Here is a 24,650-nt window from a genome sequence, read left to right on the forward strand (position 1 = left end):
ATTATGGACACCAAAACAAATCAGCTTAGGCCCAGCACTAACCTGAGACCCCAAAGATTTCCTTCCGACCTCGACTGGAGCCCGACCAAAAGATTCGACTCGCTTGATCAGCTCTTCAATTTTGTAAATATGGAATGCGAGGATGCGATTCACTGGTATTACGAGAAAAAGAAATCTAAGGCCATACTTGGCTATTGGCTTCGGTTAGGGGCGATTGTTGCAGTGGCAGCCGCAGGACTCATACCGATTATAGGCATACTATGTAGCAAGGATCGGGTGCCATGTCTATCTCCGGCATGGGCAACCGTTTCTCTTGCCATTGCTGCTTTATTGATTTCACTTGATCGCTTTGGTGGCTACACAAGTGGATGGGTGCGGTACGTTAGGACAGCGCAGATCATGACATCTTTGCAAGGAGACTTTCTACACGATTGGCAAGTACATCGACACGATCGACAGGCACAAACGAGTGAAGAAACGAATATTAAAATTACCCAGGACGGTATTTCTATGTGTAAAAAATTTCTCCAAAGCGTAAACACTTTGGTACAGAGTGAGACAAGTGTATGGGCACAGGAGTTTCAGCAGGCTTTGATGGAAGTCGATCGAGGGTCTAAATCTCGTTCAGATGAATCGAATAATGGATGAAGCATAGAGGCAAAGCGTACAGGAAAGCTTGCGCTCTTAAGAAGGAATGACTGGACGTAAGCTTTGCCCTACTCTGATTTGTCATTGGCGCTCAGTTTTGGCTGGATTAGCAGTGTTTCTTCTGCCTTTGTGCTAGCGATCCTGCCCGAAAGACATTTTCCGGGCATTTTTATGGTTTTATGCCACCATAGACAGCAGATGAAGTAAGCCATCTATTATCTATCCAACGTTTCAAAGGCTGACCCGTGCCCAATCGTAATTCTTTCCTGGCATTCGTCTTTCTTCTTGGCTTATGGGGTGCTGCCCAGCCAGCTTCGGCGCAGTCTTTGGTGCCTCATACAGTGCAGTTAGATTCAACAAAGTTAGAGCGACAGGGGTTAAGCTTGGCGCAGGAAGCCGCACAGTTGGCTCAGTTTCAGCAGTATGAGTTGGCACTGCCAAGGGCACGCTTGGCTACTCAGCTAGCGCCGAAGAGTCCCGAAATCTGGTCGCTGCTGGGCGGTCTGTATTTGCAAACCAATGACCTGGATGGTGGCATTACTGCTCTTAAAACGGCGCAGACCCTGGATCAAAAAAATGCAGCCGTGCTGTTTGCTCTGGGATCAGCTTATTTTCAGAAAAACAGTTACACGACGGCGATCGATTATCTGAAATCGGGTCTAAAGATCAAGCCAAATGTTCCAGGCGCTTTGTTTGACCTGGGCAATGCGTATTTGATGCTGCGTCAATTTACAGATGCACTGGCTCAATACGAGAAAGCGGTGGCTCAAGATAAAACGTTCTGGCCTGCGATTAACAATATTGGGTTGATCAAATACGAAAGCGGCGACGTGGATGAAGCGATTCGGCGCTGGCGGGCGGCTGTGGCGATTGATACCAAAGCGGCAGAACCTCAGCTTGCAATGGCTGTCGCGCTGTATGCTAAAGGCGATCGTGAGCAGGGTTTGGCGTTAGGCGAAACGGCAATTCAGATCGATAGTCGCTACAGCGATTTGAAATTTCTCAAAGAGAATCTTTGGGGCAATCGCTTATTAGCCGATACAAAGAAATTTCTTGAGACCCCTCGCATCAGAGCCACGATTGCCCAGGCGCAAGGGTCTACCCCAAAGCGACCGTCTTCACCGCAGTAGAGGCAGGGCTTTGAGCCGTTTGAGACAAAAAACGGCTGCATTCTAAAAAATGGCGTTGTTTTTGACAGGGGTGCTATCAAAAGTGTGATAGCTTGCCCCCAACAGTGTTTGACGCATTCATCATGGGACTGAGGGGACTGCTCTACTTGAATCATGCACGCGTCAGGGTTCATAAGCCCAGACGGCTGAAGGTGCGATCGTTGCTATGGCTGCTGATCCTTGCGCCATCGCTCTGGTTTGGCTATCGCGAACTTAAAAGCTATTTTGTGCGACCACAGGCCATATTGGTGCTGGGTGGCACACCCAAACGTGAGAACTTTGCGGCTGAGTTTGCGCGGCAGCATCCAAAAATTCCGATTTGGGTTTCTGGCGGTAGCCCAGAGGCTTATACAGAGGGCGTTTTTGCAGATGCAGGTGTAAACCCGATGCGTCTTCATATCGATCGCAACGCGGTTGATACGGTCAGCAACTTTACTACCCTGGTTGATCAGTTTCGAGCCAGAAGGATCAATAGCGTTTATTTAATTACCTCTGACTACCACATGCGTCGTGCCCGCGTGATTGGGGAACTTGTCTTTGGCAGTCGAGGAATTGTTCTCAAACCAGTACCCATGCCGTCTGACCGGGCAACCGAGCCGTTGGCTAAAACGGTGCGAGATGGTGCAAGGGCAATGCTGTGGCTGACAACAGGGCATACAGGCTCTACGTTGGTGCACCGTGCCGACGATCGCTAAACCCAGCGCTTGGCTCAGGGGTACTCTTCAGAAAGCTTGCTTAGAGACGCTGCTTCACCCATGCTACGGCACTTGGAACATCAGCGACTCGATCGCCCTGAGGCATCGGCGGACGCTGCACCATGACGATCGGCAGCCCTAACTCTCTTGCCGCCATAATCTTGGCGTAGGTTGCATCGCCCCCACTGTTTTTACTGACGATCGCGTCAATCTCATACTTCTTCAGCAGGTCTCTTTCGCTATCCAGGGTAAAAGGGCCACGATCAAGCAACAGTTCTCCAGATGGTAATGGTAGATCGGCTGCTGGGGGATCAATCGAGCGCATCAGAAACCAGCGATCGGTTATGGGGGCAAACGGTGCCAGTTGCTGCCTACCGATCGTCAGAAAAACTCGCTTGGCAGATTTCGGCATGGCTTGGGCGGCAGCTTCTACGGTCTCAACTTCCAACCAGCGATCGCCCACTATCTTTTGCCACTCCGGTCGTACCAGCATTAAATGTGGTAAACCGACTGTGGTAGCAGCAGCAGCAGCATGCCAGGAAATTTGGGCGGCAAACGGGTGCGTCGCATCGATCAGTAGATCAATACAGTGTTCTTGAAGATAGGTGGCAAGTCCATTTGAACCGCCAAAACCACCTATACGTATCATCCCTACAGGGGCAGAGGGTTGTAGAGTCCGTCCAGCCAGCGATGAAGTAACCGTAACGCCCGGAAGTTGTAAGAGATGGGTTGCTAAGGCGGTTGCATCACCTGTGCCACCCAAAATGAGCACTTGCATAGTTTGATTAGCGATCAATAGTCAGCCAAAAGCTGATCGCTGACTGCTGACCGCTAACGGCTTTAACCCAAATCATGTTCCTGAACCCAAGCTGATCGCTCAATATCCTTACTTCGTTGATAGCTTTGCCGGATCGAGATTGATAAACGGAAGCGCTCCGTTGCCGCCCATCACCTGCGGAAACTTGCCGTCCCATTTTTCGATCGCCTGTTTCTGAAGCAGTTCTGGGGTCAGCGTTTCACGTAGTAGGCGCTGGGCTTCTGCCTGCCCCTTAGAGCGATTTACCGTAGCCTCCGCTTCTTGCTCGGCTTCCTGAGCCACATAAACGGCTCGTTGTGCCCGCTGTTCCGCAATTTGCTTCTCTTCCACCGCTTTAGAAAATTCGGGCGAAAACGTGAGATCGACCACGCTGGTATCCAGCACGATAATGCCGTATTTATTCAGGCGTTCGCCCAACGCCATGTCAAAGTCTTGCTTCAACTCATCCCGTTTGGTAATGGCCTCTTCGATCGTGCGTCGTGCTGCCGCAATCTTAAACGACTCCTGGGTTTGCGGGGCAATAATCTTCGACACAATATTTTGCAAGCTACCTTGCGTTCGTCGAATATTTACAACCTGAGTGGGATCTAAGCGAAAGTTAATGGCAAAGCTAGCGGTCAAATCTTGTAAATCGCGAGTCGAACTCTGTGCGGGTACCTCAAACTTTTGCACCGTCAGATCATAAATATCAACTCTGGAGACAAACGGCGGTTTGACGTGAATCCCTTCGAGCAACTCCCCGTCCCGCGCTTTACCCAGAATGCTCATAACTCCAGCTTCACCGGGATTGATGATAACAAAGGCATTCAGCCCTAACAGCGCCACAATGCCGACGATCACCAATAATGCGGTCGTCTGCCAAGTTTGATGCGAACTACTCACGTCTCGATCTCCTTTGTTTATGTCCCTCCTACGACCATAGGCGATCGACGGTGCATCATGCTTGACCACAACAGCGATCGCACAGGGACTACCTTGAATATGTCGTGTTTAATCAACTGGTAGGTCGCGTAGAAAGTAGAAGCGATCGCTCTGTAAATTAATTCCTTGAACTCTACCTAAGTAACCTGCCAAAGGTGAAGAAAGCTCCACTAGAAGTTCATAAACAATTTTTTCATTGTCAAGGAAATGTGTAAACTTACTGTTATGGTAAATACGAATTTCTGCTGCACTAAATTTACCTTGACTTTCTCGCTCAGATAACTCTTTAACAGATTGAACCATCTGAAATCGTAGTTTTATCTCATTAAGAATTTTGTCAATATACTCTTGAATTTTATCATCGATTTGTCCTGGTATCAGATAATCCTTAAGTTCAATCAGATTGATTGAATTAGGATACTTTGCTTGAAGCTCAACCAATTTCTGCAAAGACATGGCGCTAATAATACTAATTTCTGATGTTATGGCAGATTCTCGAAGCTGCTTAGTTGGCTGACCAGAACCGATGATTAGCCTTGCAGCCGTCATATAGTCCTTCTTTAAATGACGTTTGCCGATTCGATCTAACTCCTCAACAGAGCGATCTGGAATACTTTTACCTGATTTACACTCTCCTACTAGAGAGTAGGGTTTTGAGCAGAAGAGATCTAAACCTCCTGCACCACCATGATAAGCTTCTTCGACTTTGAAACCCAAAAATTCAAGGCTTCGCTGAACAATTCTTTCAAAATCTGTTCCAGCTTCATAGGTGGTTTTCTTGGCAGATTCTGCTTCTATACTCCGATCGCCCAGTGAAGCTATAGTACTAATCCACAACAACTTTGGATCGTGTTTCTTTATAGGTAAATTACTTGTCCAGCCCAAAAATGTTTGAATATATTGATCGAATTCATTAGCAAAAGGAACATTATCGCTAGCTAGTCGAGCGATAATGTTCTGCAACTCTTCCAATTCAGGATAAACTGGCGGACTCAATTTTTCCAGCTTTTGTCTGTACTGCTCAAAAGTTATACCGTCTAATACAGGCAAAGAATTTGAGACTAAACCAGGTTCAACCAGAGATAAAAATTCTCCTTTTCCTGCTCTGAAAATTTCAAAAGCTTGAGGCATTTTGCAGATTCTCAGATAAGCTACGAAGATGTAATTTCTTTTCTGAAAACTAATTCTGAGAGCTTCTTCTGTCCACACAGTAAGTCTAGATAAAGGGCTTAAGAGTTCTGGAATATCTATACTTCTACAGAATTCACACCTTGCCCAAAACTGGGTGTGAGTAGTGTCATCATCTTCAGAACAAAGAGCAAATGACTGTCCTTGAGAAAGAAAACTCCAAGGCATTGCTACAATTGTTTCCCCCTGAATTAAAGCCTGATAGTCAGCAGAGGGAATGCAAAGTGCGTTTGCAAGAAAAACTAGCTCAGTCATACACCTAATGTTGTGAGAAGCTCATCTGCATTCGTCAAAGAATCTGTCGTTTCCATTTTTACAGTGGCAGTGATCAGTTGATCTTCATCAATCACATCTGTAGGAATCTGTCCTGAAGGATCACTTAAAATCTCACGGATGAGATAGCTACTCTCGGCGATTTTCCTCTCTTGCATAAACTCAAGAACCTCCTCTTCAGTTACCTCGTATTCCTCGTGAGAGTTGTATACAAAAAGAATCGCCAGCAAGGGTTGCAAATCTTTACCCTTTAGTGACACCCACTCTCCACCTAATTCAGAAAGAAGAGTATTAAGATATTTATTACCTGATGTATGAGCTTTAACCGCCTTGGAACGTACTAAACAACCACGACTGAGATCAAATTTCCTGTAATCGATCAAGCGTTTAAGAGCGGCGCTAACATATCTAGCACCAGATTCTTGAAGAACTGAAACCCCTATTTTGACTGTTTTCCTATTTTCCTTTCCAACCACTCTAAAACTGATGTAACCCCTATCAGCAGTCTTTGTCTCAATTTCTTCAATGTCTTGAACTTGAACTTTTTCAACGGTTATACCCATCAAACTGGCAAAGCCAAGCCATAGCGCTTCAACAATCAACTCACTATCTTCTAAATAATCATCGACGTTGCTATCCAACGCTAATAGCTGCTCATTGAATGCCACTTCGACTTGACGAAAAGAATTATTTTCAGATCTTGAAGAAGTCTCTTGATTGCAGCTTTTACCCGTAAGCTCAGCTTGATCAGTCTCTTTACTTTCAGGCTCTACTTCAGCAGGAATTTTCCAGTTCTCCCGACACCATTTCAAAACTTTTCTGACGATAGGCTTTTCCTTACCTAGTTCGTGTAATTCTCTCTCATCAAATGGGAATGTAGCGGCACCTGGAGTTAGCCCTTTACAGTCATAAAAATCCTTGAGCCAATGAGAAACAAGAGCAACGACATCATCAGAGTTAAGGTATTTTAGATCAAAGTCCTTTTCCCCAATCCGATCTACCACTGATTCTGCTTGTGGCATCGTTTTTACCTGAAACGCCCATGCTTGTGGAGAGATTGACATCATGAGTACACCACGTTTGATCTTGCTATAAAGGTCTTTAGCAAGAAGTGCGACCACTTGTGGAGTTGATAGACCTTTGAAATTAGAAGACTTTGGTTCAACTTCATCAAAGCAGATGACAATTGATCTATAGTCACCAATGAGGTCTAAAACTTGGCTAGCAATACCTAACGCTCTGGATTCTCTATCTTCATCTTTAGAAGCAGGTAATCCCATTGCGTCTGCTTGCGCTTGCGTCAGTTCCTTTCCTGATAGCCAATTGATGGCAAAGATCTCTCTACCCTCTACTAGAGTCCAGAGAATCGCTTGAGCTACGTATGGATCTGTAATATGTGGCTTAATCTTACAAATTCTTGTGGTTGACTTATCAATTAACTGTGGATCTTTAGTTAAAGCCGGAGAAAATCGCTTTAGAAGATCTTGAGGAGACAAATTAGAGTTGTAAGCTGAGTTGATTAATGCAGTTGCTAGTTCTTGCCACTGGGTTACATTCTGGCTTCCCTGTTGCTTCAAGCTTAGAGCAAGCGTGCTCAAAAAATGGGAGTTTATTCTGTTGAGATCACCATAATCTGTTTCACTCATATAGACGAAGAAGCAACCACCTTTTTCTTTAAGATGGCGGCGAATTCGACTAAGTAAATGGCTTTTCCCTAGTCCTTTTTCTGCCCTTATTGTAATTCCAAGCACTGAACGCTGACCTTTACGGATTTGTTCAATCCCTTGAAATACAGCGTCAGAGATATGCTTATTAATGGAAGGAACATCAGGAAATTTATGTTCCCAAACATCATGGCTTCTAACAGATAAAGATCTGTCAAATGGGTTCTCGCTCTCAATGAGCTTATGAAGGTCTGAAACAGCAGATGGAGAGTGGGGCGTTGCTTCTGTAGACATGAGATACCTGCAAAATCGCAAATGTTTAATGCTGCTGAAAAAATTGAAACCTAGATCTATAGACGTTTGGCATAGCAGCGCAAACCACTGACTTTAGTTGTGATAGAGTCTTCAATTTTGTCAGGGGCACTATCCTCTACGCTGCCTTCTAAAAGTTGAAAAATATCCTTTTCTTGCATTTTTAGTAGCCACTCATCAAACTGGAAACGAGCAACCTGATCACCAATTCCACGACGGATTCGATAGATCGGTACTAAGTTGTCTAAGTTGTAGTCACGGTTGAGACGATCGTAAACATCAAGTGCAACTGACTTAAATTCTTCGTAGGAAGCGATCGCATCTTTTGTCGCTTTGCCATTTGTAGAAGCAACTACCGCGATGTTCTCCATTTGTTGCAGCCACTTCAACAAACCTCTCGCCATCCAGGCTCCAGTCGTCGTACCTGTAAGCGCAAAATCCACTGTTTTAAGTTCTTTAGCCAGTTGTGCTACTCCTTTCGCTTCCAGAGAGACTAACGAGTACGACTTTTGTTTTTCGACCTTAATCGCGCCGTCTTCTACTAATTGTTTAAAGGGTTCAGCTTTCTTCGCACGATCGGGCAACTTCCCTTTTGGCAAAGCTGTTTTGTCTGCACCCAACTCCCACAAAGCTAAAAGCAAGCGAGTTGTTTCCTGAGACTTCGCTGTAGACGTTTTTTCTTCAAGAAGAGTCTGAGATGACATAAGGTCAATCCTGCATTCGCTAGGGTAAGTTGTTGCGCCTTTCTCATGTTTCCCCTAGAAATCAGCAAGATCACGATCTCACGTTACGAACTTCATCAAATTCCTACACGACGCACGTTCGTTGTATAGCAATTCCACTAGAGGTAATCTAGGCTACCCTTGCTTGTACAGATTACTGAGTTTGCTAGCGTTGCTCCCGCTCCAGCCTTCTTGCCAACACGATCGCTCCCAACTGCGATCGCCCTTTGCCCATTAACCCATCAAGAATTGGGCAGAACAACCATTGTTGGGTTGATAGGTAAAACGGAAGGAAAGATCGCATTAATCCATTTCTGGTACCACGAGGCGCTTCATGCTTGCACTAGAGGCAAGCGGCTTTAACGGCTCCACATGCTCAGATTCGCAAGGCTGTAGATTGGCATAGCCTGCAAACTTGGGCAAAATATCGCGGCAAAAGGCTTCGGCGGCTTTCGATCGATAGCGGTTTGGGTTGATGATGACCGAGAGGGTACGTTTGACTACGACATCATCCATCCGGGCACGGTGCAGCACACCCATTTGCAGTTCTTTTTCGATCGCTGAAATTGACACAAACGCTGCGCCTAAGCCAGATTGCACCGCGTTCTTAATGGCTTCGATCGAGTTTAGCTCCATCTCGATCTTGAGGCGACGGGTTTCGATGCCGCAGCGAGTCAGCACCTGGTCAATCACCTTGCGAATGGTTGACTGCGAGTCGAGCGCGATGAACTGAAGCTTATACAAGTCATCTTTTTGAATCGTTTCAGCTTTTGCCAACGGATGAAAGACAGGCAAAATCAGTGCTAGTTCATCTTCAGCGTAGGGAATAATTTCTAGAGAGTCTTGCAATTCAGGTGAGATTTCACCACCGATGATAGCAAGGTCGATCTGTCCATTCGCCACACTCCAGGAGGTGCGACGCGTTGAATGCACATGTAACTGCACAGCGACATCAGGATACTGCTGCCGAAAGACCCCAATCATCCGTGGTAGCAGATAGGTTCCAGTGGTTTGGCTGGCTCCAATAATCAACGTGCCACCCTGAAGATTTTGCAAATCTTCGATCGCACGACAGGTTTCCTGGCAAAGTGTGAGAATTTTTTCTCCGTAGCTTAAAAGGAGATGCCCCGCTTCGGTAAGCTGTGCGCGTCTACCGCCCCGGTCAAACAAGGGGACATCCAACTGGCGTTCCAGGTTTTGGACTTGCAAGCTAACGGCAGGCTGAGAGACGTAGAGACTATCGGCAGCGCGCTTAAAACTTCCCTCAGCGGCGATCGCTTTGAGAATGCGTAACTGATCCAGAGTAAATGGAAGGTCAGACATACTGCTAAACCTGAGATTTTGGAGGAGCCGGAGTGTACTCACCTGCTGGTACAGAAGCAATCGGTAGATCAGACGATCGATCCGCTTCTAAACCAGAAACCCTAACACAGTCATCCGAATAATCCCTAACAGTACCGTGTGCCATGTATCGTATTGAAACGTAAATTAAAGAACTATGAAACGGGAGGTTATTCAGGACTTTCTGAATTTACCAGGAATTGCGGGCGTTGCCCTAATGGATGGGCGCTCTCGACCTTATTTTTGTGGTATTGATCAGACCCTGAACTTTCAACAAAAGGAAGCCCTTGCCCAGGGCATCTTACAGGTCGTTGAAACCATACCAAGTGGCTTCAATCTCTTTGAGTTTCAATTTACCGAGTATCAAGCGCATCTTTATCGGCTCGATCGCGGCATGGTTTTGCTGGTCTTAACCGATCAGGATCTGGTTTATGCAGATTACCTGAGCGTAATCCAACAACTGCAAACCGTCTTGCGGGAGGATATGCCAAATGCGATCGCTACCTTTCGGCTCATGGCGGGCAACATTACCCTGACTGGGCTGCATTACCGCAAGCACAGTGCTGACCCAGCACCCACTGAAAAACTAGATGCTGACCCAACCCCCGCAAGTGCAGAAGCAGCGGTATCAGAAACGCCTCCTGCAATAGTGCTATCTGCTCCTGAATCGGCTAATCAGGCACCGTCCAAACCAGCCACGCTAAAGGACGCGATCGCCGCTCTCAATCACCTCAGCCAGTTTACAACCCAGTATCTCGGTACGCATGTCATTGCCAATTACTGGAAAGCCACGCGCCCTCAACTCGACTGGTTAGCCAATGTTCAGGTTGATCGTACCGCCCAATTTTCCTTTACTGGAGCGTCAGCCCAAGAGATGACCACCTCCCTTACCCCTCAACAGCAAGAATGGCTACAAACCTGGGTGACTGCGTTCATCAAACGCTGTGCACAAGTAATCCGCGACTTCCCCACGATCGTGAAGCAAAAAGGACTCAACGACCAGCAAGCCACGCTGCTCTTAATGCGTGAGGAGTGAGGGGTAGAAAGTTAAGAGTTTTGAGTTAAGAGTTTTGAGTTGATTGAGCGGTCAGCGGTCAGCCTTTAGCCTTCATCCTTTAGCTTTTAGCCTTCCGCCCTCATTCCTCATCCCTCATCCTTCCACCCTCTGCCTTCCATCCCTTTATCCTCCTTAAAACCAATGGCTAAAACCGTTAGACTCGAACCGATCGCCCAGGAAACCTCTGTTGAAACCAACGGCAACCTGCTCTCCGTCCTCCTGAACAAAGACCTGGATGTCTTGAAAGAATGTGGTGGTAGAGGGATGTGTGCCACCTGTCACATTTATGTGCAACAAGGCATGGAGTCTCTTTCCCCGATCAGTCGCCGCGAACAGCGCACGTTGGAGGTAATCACCACCTGCAAGCCCAACTCTCGCCTTGCGTGCCAGTCCAGAGTCTTGCAGGATGGCGTGGTAGTCGAACTGCCGCCAGGGATGTATATCAATTCGATTAAGGACATTGAGGATCTGATTGGCCGCCGCGCTGATCAAGATTTGCTGCATCCTCTAACCGGGAAAGTGCTGGTAGAAGCTGGCAAACTTATTACGCGATCGACGCTGAAGCAGATCGAAGACACCACGAGCTTTAATGCCAACAGCTACTTCTCGCACACGACAGATTATTAATCGCAGGCAGCACTCATCAGGGTTTTGCAGACTGTTTTATACCTGCTAGCCGTTTTAGGTATAAAAACGTTTAAAGCGTTGATATGTTTGAATATCTTCCAGAGCCTGCTTTGTAAAGGTAAGGTCAAGGGAATTGCCCAAAGGGAACACTGTGAATACGGAGCGAGTTTAAGGACTTAGTTTACCTTCTAAACGCTTGAACTACGTTAACTTTACACAGAAGGATGGCAATTTCCATGTCGCGCACACCATCGATCAAATTTCTTAGCAAACGGCTGCTCACGGCAGCGGGGTTGGCAATGCTCACGGCGATTCCTGCGACAGCCAGCGTTTTTAACCCAGCCTCTCAAGCGACTTCTCCTAACAGCGCTTCCCTTAGCCAGACGACCGGGGGTGATCAGTGGCTTGTAGCAGACAAGAAGAACGGTAAGAAAGACCGTGATGACGACGATCGCGGACGTGGGCGCGATCGGGATGATGACGATAAACGCGAAGTACGGATTGATCTCAATCGTGCCAAGAATCTTGCTCGCCAAGCCGCAGAAGCAGCCAATGGTGGCATTCAGTTCTACCGCGCCGAAGATTCAATGCATGGGCCTGCTGTGCGTTGTCCTTACGTTGATAATGGCGATTCGTGGACGTTTACGTTCTTGGGTAGTCGGGTTGGCTCATATACCAAGACCATTCAGAGCGTTGTGACTGTCTATAAGAACAGCAGCCGGATTTTGGTTGCTTACAACGGGCCGATTCGCACAGTGCAACAAACGCAAATCACCAGTTTTACAACGACCCAACGCACAGTGCTGACGGAGTTGCTACAAGGCAACTGTAGCTGTAACAATCTTTTGACCAGCGCCACACGGACTCAGATCATCAGCCAATCGCGTTCTCTCCCACCGGGCATTCAAAAGCAACTGCTGCGCGGTAAAGGTTTGCCGCCCGGTATTGCTAAGAAATTAGTACCGTTGCCGAAGCAGGTGAATAGCTACATCAATCTGCCAGCCTCTTACGACCTGTTTGTCATTGGATCAAATGTGGTGCTGGTTGATCAGGTGAATTATGTTGTCGTGGACTACATTTCTGATGTGTTTCTGTCTCAAACGACAAGCTTTACAACGGCCCAACGCACGACGTTGGTGGAAATGCTACGAGGTGACTGTAGCTGTAACAATGTCTTGACTAGCGCCACACGGACTCAAATCATCAGCCAATCGCGTTCTCTCCCACCGGGCATTCAAAAACAACTGCTGCGCGGTAAAGGCTTACCTCCTGGCATTGCTAAGAAATTAGTGCCATTGCCAAAGCAAGTGAATAGCTACATTAATCTGCCGACCACTTACGATCTGTTTGTCGTTGGGTCGAATGTGCTGCTGGTTGATCAGGTGAACACCGTTGTCGTGGACTACATTACCAACGTGTTTCTGTAAGCCGATCTTTTTGTAAGTCGATTATGTTTAAGTGGGTGCATCTATCCAATCACACGATCGCACCCATCGCACGGCCTTCAATACCGTGGGTTGACAGGATAGCTCAAGCTTTTGACCACTCGTGTCATGTCAGTTGCGTGATCATCGGTCGGGTGAAGTTAATTGCACTCGACAGTGGCTGTATTTAGGGAAGAATAGAGACAGAAGCGTCAGAGGCTGTCTTCCCGTCTAATGCTACCGTTCCGATGCGAATTATTGCTTATCTCTATAGCGATCCACTGTTAGAGCCAACGCCCGATCGAGCGCTGTGGGGGTGGGAGATTGATCAGGTCTATCAAGATCTTGCCAGTGTCGCCGCACCCAAAAAAGGGACGATCGCGCGTCAGCAGTGGCAGCAGCTTTTAGAAGACTGTCAGACAGAGCCAACCGATTATTTGCTCATTCGACGCGTGGAAGAACTGGGCGACTCGGCTCAAACGGTGGGCGATCGCCTTGCGGAGTTAGAGGCGTTGGGCATTCGTCTCATTGTGACGGAGCAAGCAACTGGCACACTCGATCCGACCTTAGCTGATCAACCCATCCTGAAAGGCGCAGACCTACAGGCAGATTTACTCAAGCTCTTGCAGCAAGTCCAGTGGTCGCAACGGAGCCGTCGTATCCGTCAGGGACATGCCCAGAATCGTCTGAAGGCACTGCCGCCACCAGGGAAAGCACCTTATGGCTATCGACGCAGCAAGACTCGTTACGTCGTCGATCGCAGCACGGCTCCCGTTGTCAAAGACTTTTTTGACCAATTTCTGTTGTATGGTTCCCTGAGTGGGGCCGTCCGCTATTTAGCAAAAAAATACAGCAAAAAAATCGCGCGATCGACCGGGCATCGTTGGCTGACCAATCCTGTCTATCGCGGTGATACAGCCTATCAAAACGGTGATCTGATCAGCGATACCCATGCGCCCATCATTTCGCGGGAGGAAGCCGCTCAGGTCGATCGCTTGCTGCGACGCAATCGCCAGCTACCACCCCGCACAGCTAGCGCACCTCGTTCCTTGGCAGGGCTAGTGGTGTGCAGCGACTGTCGATCGCCCATGACCATTACCCGTGTCTCAGCCCCCCGTCGCGATCGCGAGTATCTGTATCTGCGCCCAACCGGATGCACCCAAACACCCAAATGCGGGGCGATCGCCTATGATGCCATCCTGCAGCAAACCATTGAACGGATCTGTGAAGAGTTGCCGCGTGCGGTTGCCGCAGTTGAGCTACCGGATGTGGGCACAATAAAGCAGGGAATTAATGGCGCGATCGCTGCCAAGCGAGCCATCCTGTCCCAACTGCCTCCACTGATCACCAGTGGCGTACTCGATCAAGAAACTGCCGACCTCCGCGCCTATAAACTCCGCACCGAAATGGCTGTTCTGGAAAGCAAACTGGCACAATTACCGCCCGTCAATTTACAAGCGATCGCCCAGACTGTGTCTATCCCCCAATTTTGGCTCGACCTGTCGGAACCCGAACGCCGCTTCTACTTCCGCGAATTTATCCGCCAAATCGAACTGATCCGTCAAACGGAAATGTGGAAGCTGAAGTTGATGTTTATGTTTTAAGGAGCCGAAGGAGAAAGTTTTGAGGCGAGAAGTTGTTATACGGCTCAGATTGAACTGGAGTAATGGATATCTATGACTACGTTACTCAAATGAAGTTGTTTCTAGAGGGGCAAAATGACGTTTGGGCTAAAGCACAAAGTTCAGTGTCTGCTGTTTTGGTGATGCGCTTTCGTCGAGCTATTGTGTTGAATATTCTACAATCGAAACAATTCCTTGCACAATTTTCGTCCATCCAACAAATTCAGTATGTTGAAATAGCTGAACTGCATCACGATCAATGGATTCATGATCCGATTGAAAACGATCTGATTGTGCGTCCACTGTATGAGTTGATTTGTGAGGAAGTGCAGCGAGAAGCTGAGTTATGGCATCAGCAAAAACTTGCTGAGTTGGAGCAACAAGCGCCAAACGTTGCAGAATTATTCCGTAATGGACGTGGCTTAAGTCATGTCTATTGGGCAAACGTAAAGCGACTGTTATGGGAGCGGCATCAAATTGAGTGGAAATCACCAGCAGAGATGAATCCGTGGAGAATTTTCGATTAGTTTTCCTGTTATAAAAGCTGACTACTATCTACTTCTAATTGCTAACAACTAACAACCAACAACAACAAGGAGACTTCCCTTGCAGCGTTCTATTCGTCAAGCCCAACCGCCGCTGGAATTCATTCCGCCTCAGCTCAATTTGTTGCTGGTTCGAGGGTTGCAAGGGTTGTTGCCGCTAATCATGCGATCGCGCACGGCGATTCGCCAGGTTGAAGCAGAAAACGTTGAGGTGTTAGTTGATCTTTACCGTCAATTTCAAGCAGGTAATGTACGCTTTCTCATAGCGTTTCGACATCCGAGTGCTAATGACCCGTTTGTACTGGCCTATCTGCTGTCTCGTCTTGTGCCTAGGGTCGCTCGTCAGCAAAAGGTGGCGCTACAGCGTCCAGTGCACGCCCATTTTATGTACGATCGCGGCATTCCACTCTGGGCGGGCGCGCTGATGGGTTGGCTCTATTCACGGCTAGGTGGTACGCCGATCCATCGTGGCAAGGTTGATCGTGTTGGCCTACGGTCTGCCCGCGATTTGTTTGTCAACGGGTCTTTGCCATTGGCGGCGGCTCCTGAAGGGGCTACGAATGGTCATACTGAAATTGTCAGCCCACTGGAACCAGGGCTGAGCCAACTTGCCTTTTGGTGTGTTGAGGATCTGCAAAAAACCAAGCGCTCTGAAACGGTGCTTGTCGTCCCGATCGGCATTCAATATCGCTACATTACGCCGCCCTGGAGCGCGATCGAGCAGCTTTTGACGACGCTAGAAACCGATGTTGGTTTAGCAACTGTCCCTACTTCTAGTGCTGATGCAGCCATAGAACTCATTCTCTACAAGCGGCTGTATCGCCTGGGTGAACACTTGCTCTCGGTCATGGAACAATTCTACAGTCGGTTTTATCATCAGTCTTTAGCAACTGTAAAAGACGGCAGTACGGCTCCACCCTCCAACCTGGACGCGCCCATCTCCCACAAAGAATTTGCGGCTCGCCTTAATGCGTTGATGGATGCGGCGTTGAAGGTCGCAGAGCAGTATTTCAACTTGCAGCCGAAAGGTAGCGTGATCGATCGCTGTAGGCGGTTGGAGCAGGCTGGATGGGACTACATCTATCGGGAAGATCTGAAGTCGATCGAGCAAGTGTCGCTCCTGGAGCACGGACTGGCTGACCGCATTGCAGAAGAGGCCGATCTACGCCTCTGGCACATGCGCATTGTTGAAAGTTTCGTCGCCGTCACGGGTAAGTATGTGCTCGAAAAACCTACCGTCGAGCGCTTTGCTGAAACGACCCTCCTCATGTGGGACATGATTGCTCGCATTAAAGGTCAAAGCCCCTTCGATCGGCCTAAGCTCGGTAAGCAAAAGGCAGTATTGTCTATTGGAGAACCGCTTTCAGTGACCGATCGTTGGCAAGACTATACAGGTAATCGACGCAGCGCAAAACAGGCCGTTACAACCTTGACGCAAGACCTGCAAACCGCACTAGAGAAAATGGCAATCAGGGAGTAGCAGGGGGGGAAGTAGGGAGCCGAAGCAAGAGAGTAGGGGCGGTAGGGCTCTTGAAGGCTGACTGATTTTCTGAACGCAAAACACAAACGCTCCTTGAGCCTTACTCCTCTCCCATCATGCCTCTCTTGCTACTTCGCCGTTTCTTTCGTTTCAGATGAGGGCGGCTTGCTACCCGAATTGCGGACATTCATGATCTTGCCCAGCAAATCAAACCAAAACGGCGCGCCCATTGAAATGGCAAGACCACTGACAATCCAACCAATCAACAGCTTGATCAGGTCGATCGGTTTTGCCAAAAGCAATTGTAAAATTGTGGCTGCATTCAATGCGTCGGGTTTGCCAGAAAAGGCTGCGCAGGAAGGAGCGCTTGCCGTTGCGTCCTGTGGTTGACACTCAAACTGCCTAACAAAATTTTCGGGTTTCCATCCCACCGGCAAGGTCAGATCTTTAAGCGCTGCATCCGTTTGTTGTTTGACAGTTTCAAGGTTTAAGCTGTTGGGTGCTGATGGATCACGCACTGGCGTGACTGCTGCTGCTTTGTCGGTAATAGCCTTGCGTAAATTATCATCATTGGAAAGACGATTGACGATATAGAACGCGTCTGAATTTGTCACACTTGCCAGCGTTAGGCCAATTAAGATCGCCACCCCTTTGGCATTTCGCTTGTAAACACCAGAGGCACGTTCCATCGATCGATCGAACCAGGCTCCAACTTCCACACGAAATTGATTTAGATCGTGGCTGGTTTGCTGTACTTTAGACTGCGCTCGTCTAGCAAGAATGGAAAAACTTTCTTTGATGGAAGTGGGCAATTTTTCTAGAGCTTGTCGAATTACTTTATAGGTCTGGTAGTTGTCATACACCGAGCGATCGGCGTTTGTCAGTCCCAACTTAACAAAGACAATATTGATAACAGCGTAACGCTGCTCGTTGCTCAGTTCTTCCAGACTTCTATGAATAATGAGCGTGCGTTCTTCGTCGCCAAACTGATTGAGTACAGCGTTTAGAATTTGCTGCCGTTGCTCTACACCCAGTTGACCCAATGCAGTATGAATCGTGCGTTTCTGTTGCTTCAACAAGTTAACTTGTGAATTCAGCTTGGCACGATAGATTTTGCGCCTGCGATCGGTTAACTGTTTTTCAACTGTCTTAAACGTGTCTGGCGCGATCGCCAAAAACTGCTCCTCAACCGTCTCTGGATATGCTTGCACAATCTCTTTCTCGATCGCTTCGGGATAGAACTCTAAAAGCTGCTGCTCAAGTTCTGGATTAATTAGCGCTTCCAGTGGTTGTGCCTTCGCAAGCATCGATTCATAAGACTGGGCTACTTCTTGATACGTCGAGCTGCTTTCATCGACTAACTGAGCAATTTCAGCCAAGCTTGGACGTAAGCCACCAGACACGATCGCTCGTTCATTGCCCTCGCCAAAAAGACTCAGCTTTAAGGCTCTCAATCGCCTTGGGAAGTAGAGGGGAACTTCACCCATTGCTGAAGGGGGTGCTCCAGCAACTGGCACTTCAGCTTGAGGTGTTTCAGCTTGAGGTGTTTCAGTCGCCCCTCCCTCAGCCGCATAGCTTTCAGGCTGGAATCCTGCGGGTTCAGTTGTTTGAGGTGTAGCCGTTTGAGACGCGTTGGACGCTCCCGTTGATTCATTTGGTAGCGGATAGTTTGCAATATAAGCATCAAGACTTTCTCCCATCCGCTCAACGCTGGTCGCTAACGTTGTTTCTTCAGCCTTAAAGTCATTGAGAATATCATTGTATTCTTCTACCAGCGCTGTAAAGTTAGGATCACTGCTCAAATCTTTGTTCGCTTTCTCAGCAATAACCCTAATTCGGCCTTTTTCCCAATCGCTTACTGATGCTGTATCCGTTTGCAGTGCAAAGCTACCAACAATTCTAGTCGCAAACTTTTCTAACCTGACTTCGACTAGCTTTTTAGCTAAAGTCGCCATTCCTAACCGTTCTAGTAATGACGTTGAAAATGTTTCCGAAGCGATATACGAAGGTCCAGTAGATTGATTGAAACCAAACGCTCCTTTCCTATTGCCAGGAATAAGCCAGCGGGTGATTTCTCTAGCGCCCTTAGTAATCAAACCTTTTGATTCTTGATTTACGTTTTTAAGCAGAGGATCGTCATAAAGTTTACTAACCAAACTCTTAACTTCTTCTGCTTCTGGTGTGCTGCTACCGCCCGCTAGAAAGACTTCGATCGAGTCTCTTAAATGCTTTGCTCGCCACTGAAAAAGCGTTGTTAGTAGCTCTTGAAGCTCCGATGCAAGCAGGCTCAGAATCAAATAGATAAAAATTAACCCGATCGCAACGTCTAGAACAAACGTTATACCCATAGAAACTGACCCCGGTAGCGAAAGAACTCAATCAAATCCCAAGTCTGACGAGTGAGCATGAGTAATATACAGGGCAGCGGCAGGGTTGCCTCCTTACTTAAACAAAACTTAGGAACGAGAATTAATCAACGTGTGCTTTTGAGAGGGTCGTGGGCATCCTACTGTCGTAAAGGGCAGAAGGCTAGAGAAGTTAGTTGTTGGTTGTTAGAAGACCGCTGACGGCTGACGGCTGACGGCTGACCGCTGATGGCTCAAGAAGGCAGAAGGCAAAACCTTTGTTAGTTCTGCGTTTGGGCAGTGATGGGTTATTTCCGATAAGGCGTACTAGTCGTTCGTCATCGCACCCGGTTTCTAGAAAAGCAAGCAGGCTCCAACGCGATCGTAAAACTCACAAAAAATTTATAAAAAGGTGACGGGTATGTTGAGTCAGTAAGCGAATGAAGCAGGGGTATGCGAGCAAACAATTGCTTGGTACCACTGGTGACAGATTGATTGAGTCGTCTGTTTATTTAATAAGCTTAAGGTCATAATCAGTATGCCTCTATCGGTGAGCGTTTTTAGTGATGGCTAGTGGTCTTTCGGTTAATTCAAAAAGCCGTCGCATTCATGTAGCGCTGACGCAGCGATCGCAGCGATCGGTCATCTTTCTGCTCATCCTCACGGGATTGATCAGCGGTTGCCTGTTGCGTCTGATCCAACTCCAGTTAGTGCAAGGGCAATATAATCGGCACCTGGTGGATAAAAACCGCATTTCGCTAGTGCCGTCTCCGTCCGATCGAGGCAATATCCTCGATCGCAACGGCAAACTACTGGCAGCTAATCGTTTGGCGCGATCGGTCTACCTTTCACCTAGAGAAGAATCAAAAGCCCAGTGGGCAGAAACGGCGACTGCCTTAAGCCGAATCCTCAACGTACCGCGTGAAGAGATCCTCACGAAGCTAGAGCAAGTTGGGTACCGTGCCCCAATGCCTGTGAGGATTAGCCGCGATTTGACGCTTCCTGCCTTTGTGGCACTGGCAGAAAAACACAATCAATTTCCAGGCTTAGAAATTCGCGGCGAGTCCAACCGCGACTACCCCAACGCCGATTTAGCAGCACACGTTTTGGGTTACATCCGTGAGGCAACAGCGGACGATTTAAAGAAAAACCCCGACTACCCAATGGGCATGCTCGTTGGGCAAATGGGCATTGAACGCATTGCCAACACAACCTTGCAAGGGAAGTGGGGCGGACAATTGCTGGAAGTGGATGCTTCTGGGCAGGTGGTCAAAGCGCTGGGGATGAAGCCAGCCAAAGCAGGCACGTCCATGCAGTTGACGCTTGATTTAGCGTTGCAAAAAACGGCTGAGAAAGCATTGGCGAAGCGTCGTGGAGCCGTCGTGGTATTGGATGTGAAAACGGGTGAAGTACTAGCCCTCGCCAGCGGGCCAACCTTCGATCCCAACCTGTTTACTCGCCGCATTTCACCAACCGATTGGAAACAGCTACAAAGCCGCAATCAGCCTTTTCTAAACCGGGCGCTGCAAGGGTACCCACCTGGAAGCACGTTTAAGGTCGTAACGGCAGCGGCTGGCATACAGTCTGGCAAGTTTTCGCCCGATTCAACCCTGGCAACCTTTGCAGCACTCAATCTAGGTGGACACCTGTTTCACGAACATGGCGGAGGCTACGGCGTGATTGGGTTTCGGGAGGCGTTTGCTTATAGCAGTAACACGTTCTTTTACCAAGTGGGTTTGGCAGCAGGCCCAGAAGCGATCGCGAAGTGGGCCAAACGACTGGGGATCGGTACGACCGATAATATGGGGCTTGAAGGCGGGACTCACGGCCTGGTACCAACCCCTGCGGAAAAGGAGAAGCTTTTCAAGGAACCCTGGTACGGGGGCGATACCGTCAGCATGTCGATCGGACAAGGGTTGGTGCAGGTCACTCCGCTAGAAATGGCCGTCATGGTGTCATCGATCGTCAACGGTGGCAAACGCGTCAAGCCTCATCTCTTGCTGTCAGAAACCAACACACCAGCCATGCAACCTGTAACGACAGGTTTAGACCCTGGCACGATCGCCATTATTAAAGCAGGACTCATCGCGGTGGTGCAACAAGGCACGGCCAGCCAATTGAATGATGGTTCCATTCCACTCACAGGTGGTAAAACCGGAACAGCAGAAGTGCCAGGGCAACCAGATAATGCTCTGTATGTCGGCTTTGGGCCAGCGAGTAACCCAAGCATTGCCGTTGCGGTAGTAGTGGAGAACGGCGGCTTTGGAGCAGTATCAGCCGTACCGATCGCGAAAGAAATCTACAAAACCTACTTCCGATCGCATCCGAAGCAGTAAGTTGCTTATCAAACTACAAAGACGCAAAGGTCGCAGAGAGTTTCTCAGCGATCGCTGCGTCTCTGCGGTCATACCTCTGGGGATCACACGCAAAATTTTTGAAAAATCATGACGTTTATCACTTTTGCAATTCTTATCATTGCGGTCGCTTTTCCCCACGCAATCCACACTGTTTCCACAAAAATTTTGCGTCTTCTCCACACCTTCTCCACAGGTTCTCCACAGGTTTACGTTTGTTTTCCACAAGCTTCACGCAACAATCGGGCTTTGCCGCCGCGATCGACCAACTGGGGACGATCGGGATCAATGAGCCAGAAGCGCATGAACTTCATAACTTTATGTAACAAAAAAGTCCTTCAAATCCCGATTCTCTCGTAAATCTTTTGATCATCTAAAGTTGCGTGTAACATTTCGCAGCATTGACAAGATGGGGAAGGCGACTGCACAATGTGACGACCTGCTTGAAAGCGCACTGAACCGATCGCTGGCAAACATCCATCCTGTCTTTATTTGAGAGAGGAGTTGGCACCAGCAAGGTCTGGCTTTGCGCTGCGTTTGGCTGCTTAAACCGCTAGCCGACAGATGTACACCCATTCACCCTGCCCATGCAAGGGAGAACCCAAAATTCTATGAATAGCACCGTTAGCTTGTTAGTTGAAGTTCCCGAAGTTCTACATGATTCGCTAAAGCACTATCTCGAAATTCGCCCCGATTGGGATCAAGACCGGGTGTTTGCGGCAGCCCTGTCTCTGTTCCTGCTGCAAAATCGCAGTACTGATGCCTTCCCCGAAAAACAAAACCAGCGTCAAGCGTCGCGGATTTACCTGGATGCGTTGTTCAAACGTCCGATCGGGCAGAACAATTAGGAGATAGGGATTAGGGATTGAGGGTTAGAGGCAAGCATTCTAACAACCAACAACCCAAAACTAGTCATGCCCCCTGTAGATAACGGATTGCATCTCCTCGTAAAGCTTCTCATTCAAAATCGAACAGTATGGCTTACCAAATTTCAGCGACGAAGCTTCAGGCGTATAACCGCTGCCCCTATGCCTACTACCTTCGCTATGAGCGAAAGCTAACGACGAATGAGTTTTTTGGGTCGGCCTCTTTGGGGATTGCACTCCATCAGGCGCTTGCTCAATGCCACCGAGACTGGCACTACGAACAGCCGCTACCTGATTTGCGTTGGGTGCATCACTGCTGGCGACAGCATTCCACAGAATTAAGCGCCAATCAGGTTTTAGAAGGCTTTGAGATTCTGGAAAATTACTACTACCGCTTCATCGCCAGTCAGGTTGCATTAACGCAACCACTGGCGGTGGAAGGTAGAATTCAAGGCTTTTTGCAAGTTGAGAATCTGGAGTTTTTGATTACTGGACGGTACGATCGCCTCGATTTTCTCTCAGACGGTTTAGAGCTGATTGACTACAAATCGAGCCGTGAGGTCAAGTTTCCCGATGCCACCGAAATGGATGTGCAAATCGGGCTGTATTACCTGGCTTTAGAGCAGACTTATCAGCAGAGCTTAAAATACCTGAGCCTGCTCTTTCTTCGCACAGGTGAAAAAATTCGCTTTGAAGCCACGCCTGCTCACAAACAGCGCGTGGAGACGATGGTAAGCGATCTGGCCGTGCGGTTGCGCTACGACCAGGGATGGGAACCAACCCCAAGCAGCCAGTGCGATCGCTGCACCTTTGCCCGCTACTGTTCAGCCGTCAGTGCAACTCCTACACCGTTACCCGAAAGCCGTGCAAAATCACAACTTCAGTTAGCGTTAAATCTCTAGCTATCAACCATCAGCCTCTACTGATACCAAATCTTTCTGTAGAGTAGCGGGATCGGTAGGGGCGAAGCATTTGGCAAAAGCATTGTACTCCAGTTGCAGGAAGTGTATCCGAATGCTTCGCCCGTACATCAAAATAGTGCTTCTTTATGAAACGGGTTCCGTATGAATAAGAGGCCCAACCGCTGACTGCTAACCGCTAATAGCTAAACCTCTCGAACGATGCACGAGACACAGAGCCAGCGTTACAGTAGGCGTGACCCATAGACTAGAGACAGATATGGAAAAACGAGAACTCGGTACGTCAGGCATTCACATCACGCCTATCATTACAGGCACCTGGCAGGCAGGCAAAAGTCAGTGGGTTGGCGTTGAGGATGCCGAAACAATTAAAGCCATTCGTGCCGCCTTTGATGCCGGGATCACGACAGTAGACACGGCAGAGGTTTATGGCAGTGGACATTCCGAACGGGTCGTTGCCGAAGCACTGTCTGATGTACGCGATCAGGTTGTTTATGCGACGAAGGTCTTTGCTAACCATCTGAAATACGATCAGGTGATCGCTGCTTGTGAGGGATCGCTTCAAAACCTGAAGACCGATCGCATCGATCTCTATCAGATCCATTGGCCCTCTGGCTCCTTTAACAGCGAAGTCGTGCCGATTGAAGAAACGATGCGGGCACTCAATGATTTGAAACAGCAGGGCAAAATTCGGGCGATCGGCGTGTCTAACTTCTCCCAGAAGCAATTAGAAGAAGCTGCACAGTACGGGCGTATCGATAGCTTGCAACCGCCCTATTCATTGTTCTGGCGTTACGTCGAAAAAGATGCCGTGCCCTACTGTGTCGAGCAGAAAGTTTCCATCATTGCTTACTCATCTCTAGCACAAGGGCTGCTGACAGGCAAATTTGGCCCTGACCATACCTTTCCACCCGAAGACAATCGCGCGAAAAACAAGCTGTTTCAGGGTGAAACCTACCAGAAGGCGCAAACTGCGTTAGAAAAACTACGCCCGATCGCCGATCGTTATCAAACTAGCCTCGGTAATCTCGCACTGGCATGGCTCGTCGCCCAGCCTCAAGCAAATGCGATCGTCGGGGTTCGTAACGCCGAGCAAGCCGTTGAGAATGCCAAAGCAGGCGAACTCAAGCTTAGTGACGCAGATCTGGCAGAAATCGATCGAATTGGGCGCACCGTCACTGATTCTTTTGATGACAATCCGTTGATGTGGAATTGGAGTTAGGCAGTCCGATGTATATCGATCGCCTGGATCACCTTGTTCTCACCGTTCGCAACATTCAGGCAACCTGCGACTTTTATAGCCGTACGCTGGGGCTAGAAGTGGTTACGTTTGGGAACGATCGCAAAGCGCTACAGTTTGGTCAACAGAAGATCAACCTCCACGAAGCAGGCAACGAATTTGAACCCAAGGCGCTTCATCCCACACCCGGATCAGCGGATCTCTGTTTCATCACAACAGTGCCTTTAAAGGACGCGATCGCGCATCTTGAATCTTGCGGTGTAGAACTGCTGGGAGAACCGATGAAAAGAACGGGCGCGATCGGCTCTCTGCGCTCCATTTACTTCCGCGATCCAGACGGCAATTTGATTGAACTCTCCAACCATCTGTAAACAATGAGTGTGGGATGAATCTAAACAAGTGAAAATTGGATATTGAGCG

22 protein-coding genes are annotated in these 24,650 nt (G+C 48.4%); 14 read left to right on the plus strand and 8 right to left on the minus strand.

The features are described from left to right. Positions 1-3: 3 nt before the first annotated feature. From AC5JLP_RS31580 to AC5JLP_RS31590, 3 genes are all read left to right on the plus strand, one after another. Positions 4-648, plus strand: coding sequence for a DUF4231 domain-containing protein (locus AC5JLP_RS31580; protein WP_496071831.1), 645 nt, complete (start codon positions 4-6; stop codon positions 646-648). Between the two features lie 245 nt (positions 649-893). Then, positions 894-1,778, plus strand: a complete 885-nt coding sequence (locus AC5JLP_RS31585; RefSeq protein ID WP_496071832.1) for a tetratricopeptide repeat protein — start codon at positions 894-896, stop codon at positions 1,776-1,778. A gap of 122 nt (positions 1,779-1,900) precedes the next feature. Next, on the plus strand, positions 1,901-2,512 hold the full coding sequence (locus AC5JLP_RS31590) for a YdcF family protein (protein ID WP_496071833.1): 612 nt from the start codon (positions 1,901-1,903) through the stop codon (positions 2,510-2,512). Between the two features lie 40 nt (positions 2,513-2,552). On the opposite strand, the gene AC5JLP_RS31595 is transcribed toward AC5JLP_RS31590, so the two are convergent. The 7 genes from AC5JLP_RS31595 to AC5JLP_RS31625 all read right to left on the minus strand — a co-directional run bounded on the left by AC5JLP_RS31595 (position 2,553) and on the right by AC5JLP_RS31625 (position 9,732). Then, positions 2,553-3,290, minus strand: a complete 738-nt coding sequence (locus AC5JLP_RS31595) for a cobalt-precorrin-6A reductase (RefSeq protein WP_496071834.1) — start codon at positions 3,288-3,290, stop codon at positions 2,553-2,555. A gap of 108 nt (positions 3,291-3,398) precedes the next feature. Next, positions 3,399-4,211, minus strand: a complete 813-nt coding sequence (locus AC5JLP_RS31600) for a prohibitin family protein (RefSeq protein WP_496071835.1) — start codon at positions 4,209-4,211, stop codon at positions 3,399-3,401. Positions 4,212-4,319: 108 nt separating this feature from the next. Continuing rightward, complete coding sequence (locus AC5JLP_RS31605) at positions 4,320-5,693, minus strand: DUF1802 family protein (RefSeq protein ID WP_496071836.1); 1,374 nt, start codon at positions 5,691-5,693, stop codon at positions 4,320-4,322. Next, complete coding sequence (locus AC5JLP_RS31610) at positions 5,690-7,669, minus strand: hypothetical protein (RefSeq protein WP_496071837.1); 1,980 nt, start codon at positions 7,667-7,669, stop codon at positions 5,690-5,692. Before AC5JLP_RS31610 ends, AC5JLP_RS31605 begins: the two co-directional genes overlap by 4 nt. 56 nt (positions 7,670-7,725) lie before the next feature. Beyond that, positions 7,726-8,391 (minus strand): hypothetical protein, encoded by a 666-nt coding sequence (locus AC5JLP_RS31615; protein ID WP_496071838.1) that lies wholly within the window; start codon positions 8,389-8,391, stop codon positions 7,726-7,728. A gap of 184 nt (positions 8,392-8,575) precedes the next feature. Then, complete coding sequence (locus AC5JLP_RS31620; protein ID WP_496071839.1) at positions 8,576-8,713, minus strand: hypothetical protein; 138 nt, start codon at positions 8,711-8,713, stop codon at positions 8,576-8,578. After that, positions 8,713-9,732: a LysR family transcriptional regulator gene (locus AC5JLP_RS31625; RefSeq protein ID WP_496071840.1), complete on the minus strand. Its 1,020-nt coding sequence runs from the start codon at positions 9,730-9,732 to the stop codon at positions 8,713-8,715. The genes AC5JLP_RS31620 and AC5JLP_RS31625 overlap by 1 nt, the downstream gene beginning before the upstream one ends. A gap of 175 nt (positions 9,733-9,907) precedes the next feature. On the opposite strand from AC5JLP_RS31625, the gene AC5JLP_RS31630 reads away from it, so the two are divergent. From AC5JLP_RS31630 to AC5JLP_RS31655, 6 genes are all read left to right on the plus strand, one after another. Beyond that, positions 9,908-10,786 (plus strand): hypothetical protein, encoded by an 879-nt coding sequence (locus tag AC5JLP_RS31630; protein WP_496071841.1) that lies wholly within the window; start codon positions 9,908-9,910, stop codon positions 10,784-10,786. Positions 10,787-10,948: 162 nt separating this feature from the next. Further along, positions 10,949-11,434 carry a 2Fe-2S iron-sulfur cluster-binding protein gene (locus AC5JLP_RS31635; protein ID WP_496071842.1) on the plus strand — a complete coding sequence of 162 codons (486 nt, stop codon included), beginning with the start codon at positions 10,949-10,951 and terminating at the stop codon, positions 11,432-11,434. A 224-nt stretch (positions 11,435-11,658) separates the two neighbouring features. Continuing rightward, on the plus strand, positions 11,659-12,861 hold the full coding sequence (locus AC5JLP_RS31640; RefSeq protein ID WP_496071843.1) for a hypothetical protein: 1,203 nt from the start codon (positions 11,659-11,661) through the stop codon (positions 12,859-12,861). Between the two features lie 245 nt (positions 12,862-13,106). Then, positions 13,107-14,462, plus strand: a complete 1,356-nt coding sequence (locus tag AC5JLP_RS31645) for a recombinase family protein (protein ID WP_496071844.1) — start codon at positions 13,107-13,109, stop codon at positions 14,460-14,462. Positions 14,463-14,524: 62 nt separating this feature from the next. Further along, positions 14,525-15,007 (plus strand): hypothetical protein, encoded by a 483-nt coding sequence (locus tag AC5JLP_RS31650; RefSeq protein WP_496071845.1) that lies wholly within the window; start codon positions 14,525-14,527, stop codon positions 15,005-15,007. Between the two features lie 79 nt (positions 15,008-15,086). Beyond that, positions 15,087-16,505 carry a 1-acyl-sn-glycerol-3-phosphate acyltransferase gene (locus tag AC5JLP_RS31655; RefSeq protein WP_496071846.1) on the plus strand — a complete coding sequence of 473 codons (1,419 nt, stop codon included), beginning with the start codon at positions 15,087-15,089 and terminating at the stop codon, positions 16,503-16,505. Positions 16,506-16,633: 128 nt separating this feature from the next. Here the strand turns inward: AC5JLP_RS31655 and AC5JLP_RS31660 are convergent, their stop codons facing one another. Further along, the gene (locus AC5JLP_RS31660) at positions 16,634-18,853 is read right to left on the minus strand and encodes a hypothetical protein (RefSeq protein WP_496071847.1); all 2,220 of its coding nucleotides are present in this window, start codon (positions 18,851-18,853) and stop codon (positions 16,634-16,636) included. Positions 18,854-19,416: 563 nt separating this feature from the next. Between AC5JLP_RS31660 and mrdA the strand changes: the two genes are divergently transcribed. The 5 genes from mrdA (at position 19,417) to AC5JLP_RS31685 (ending at position 24,601) form a co-directional block, all read left to right on the plus strand. Then, on the plus strand, positions 19,417-21,186 hold the full coding sequence (gene mrdA, locus AC5JLP_RS31665) for a penicillin-binding protein 2 (RefSeq protein ID WP_496071848.1): 1,770 nt from the start codon (positions 19,417-19,419) through the stop codon (positions 21,184-21,186). Between the two features lie 629 nt (positions 21,187-21,815). After that, positions 21,816-22,052: a DUF2811 domain-containing protein gene (locus tag AC5JLP_RS31670; protein ID WP_496071849.1), complete on the plus strand. Its 237-nt coding sequence runs from the start codon at positions 21,816-21,818 to the stop codon at positions 22,050-22,052. A gap of 128 nt (positions 22,053-22,180) precedes the next feature. Beyond that, positions 22,181-22,972, plus strand: coding sequence for a RecB family exonuclease (locus tag AC5JLP_RS31675; RefSeq protein ID WP_496071850.1), 792 nt, complete (start codon positions 22,181-22,183; stop codon positions 22,970-22,972). Between the two features lie 277 nt (positions 22,973-23,249). After that, the gene (locus AC5JLP_RS31680; protein ID WP_496071851.1) at positions 23,250-24,212 is read left to right on the plus strand and encodes an aldo/keto reductase; all 963 of its coding nucleotides are present in this window, start codon (positions 23,250-23,252) and stop codon (positions 24,210-24,212) included. After that, positions 24,197-24,601, plus strand: a complete 405-nt coding sequence (locus AC5JLP_RS31685) for a VOC family protein (protein WP_496071852.1) — start codon at positions 24,197-24,199, stop codon at positions 24,599-24,601. Before AC5JLP_RS31680 ends, AC5JLP_RS31685 begins: the two co-directional genes overlap by 16 nt. Positions 24,602-24,650: the final 49 nt, after the last annotated feature.

The organism is Stenomitos rutilans (genome assembly GCF_059505485.1).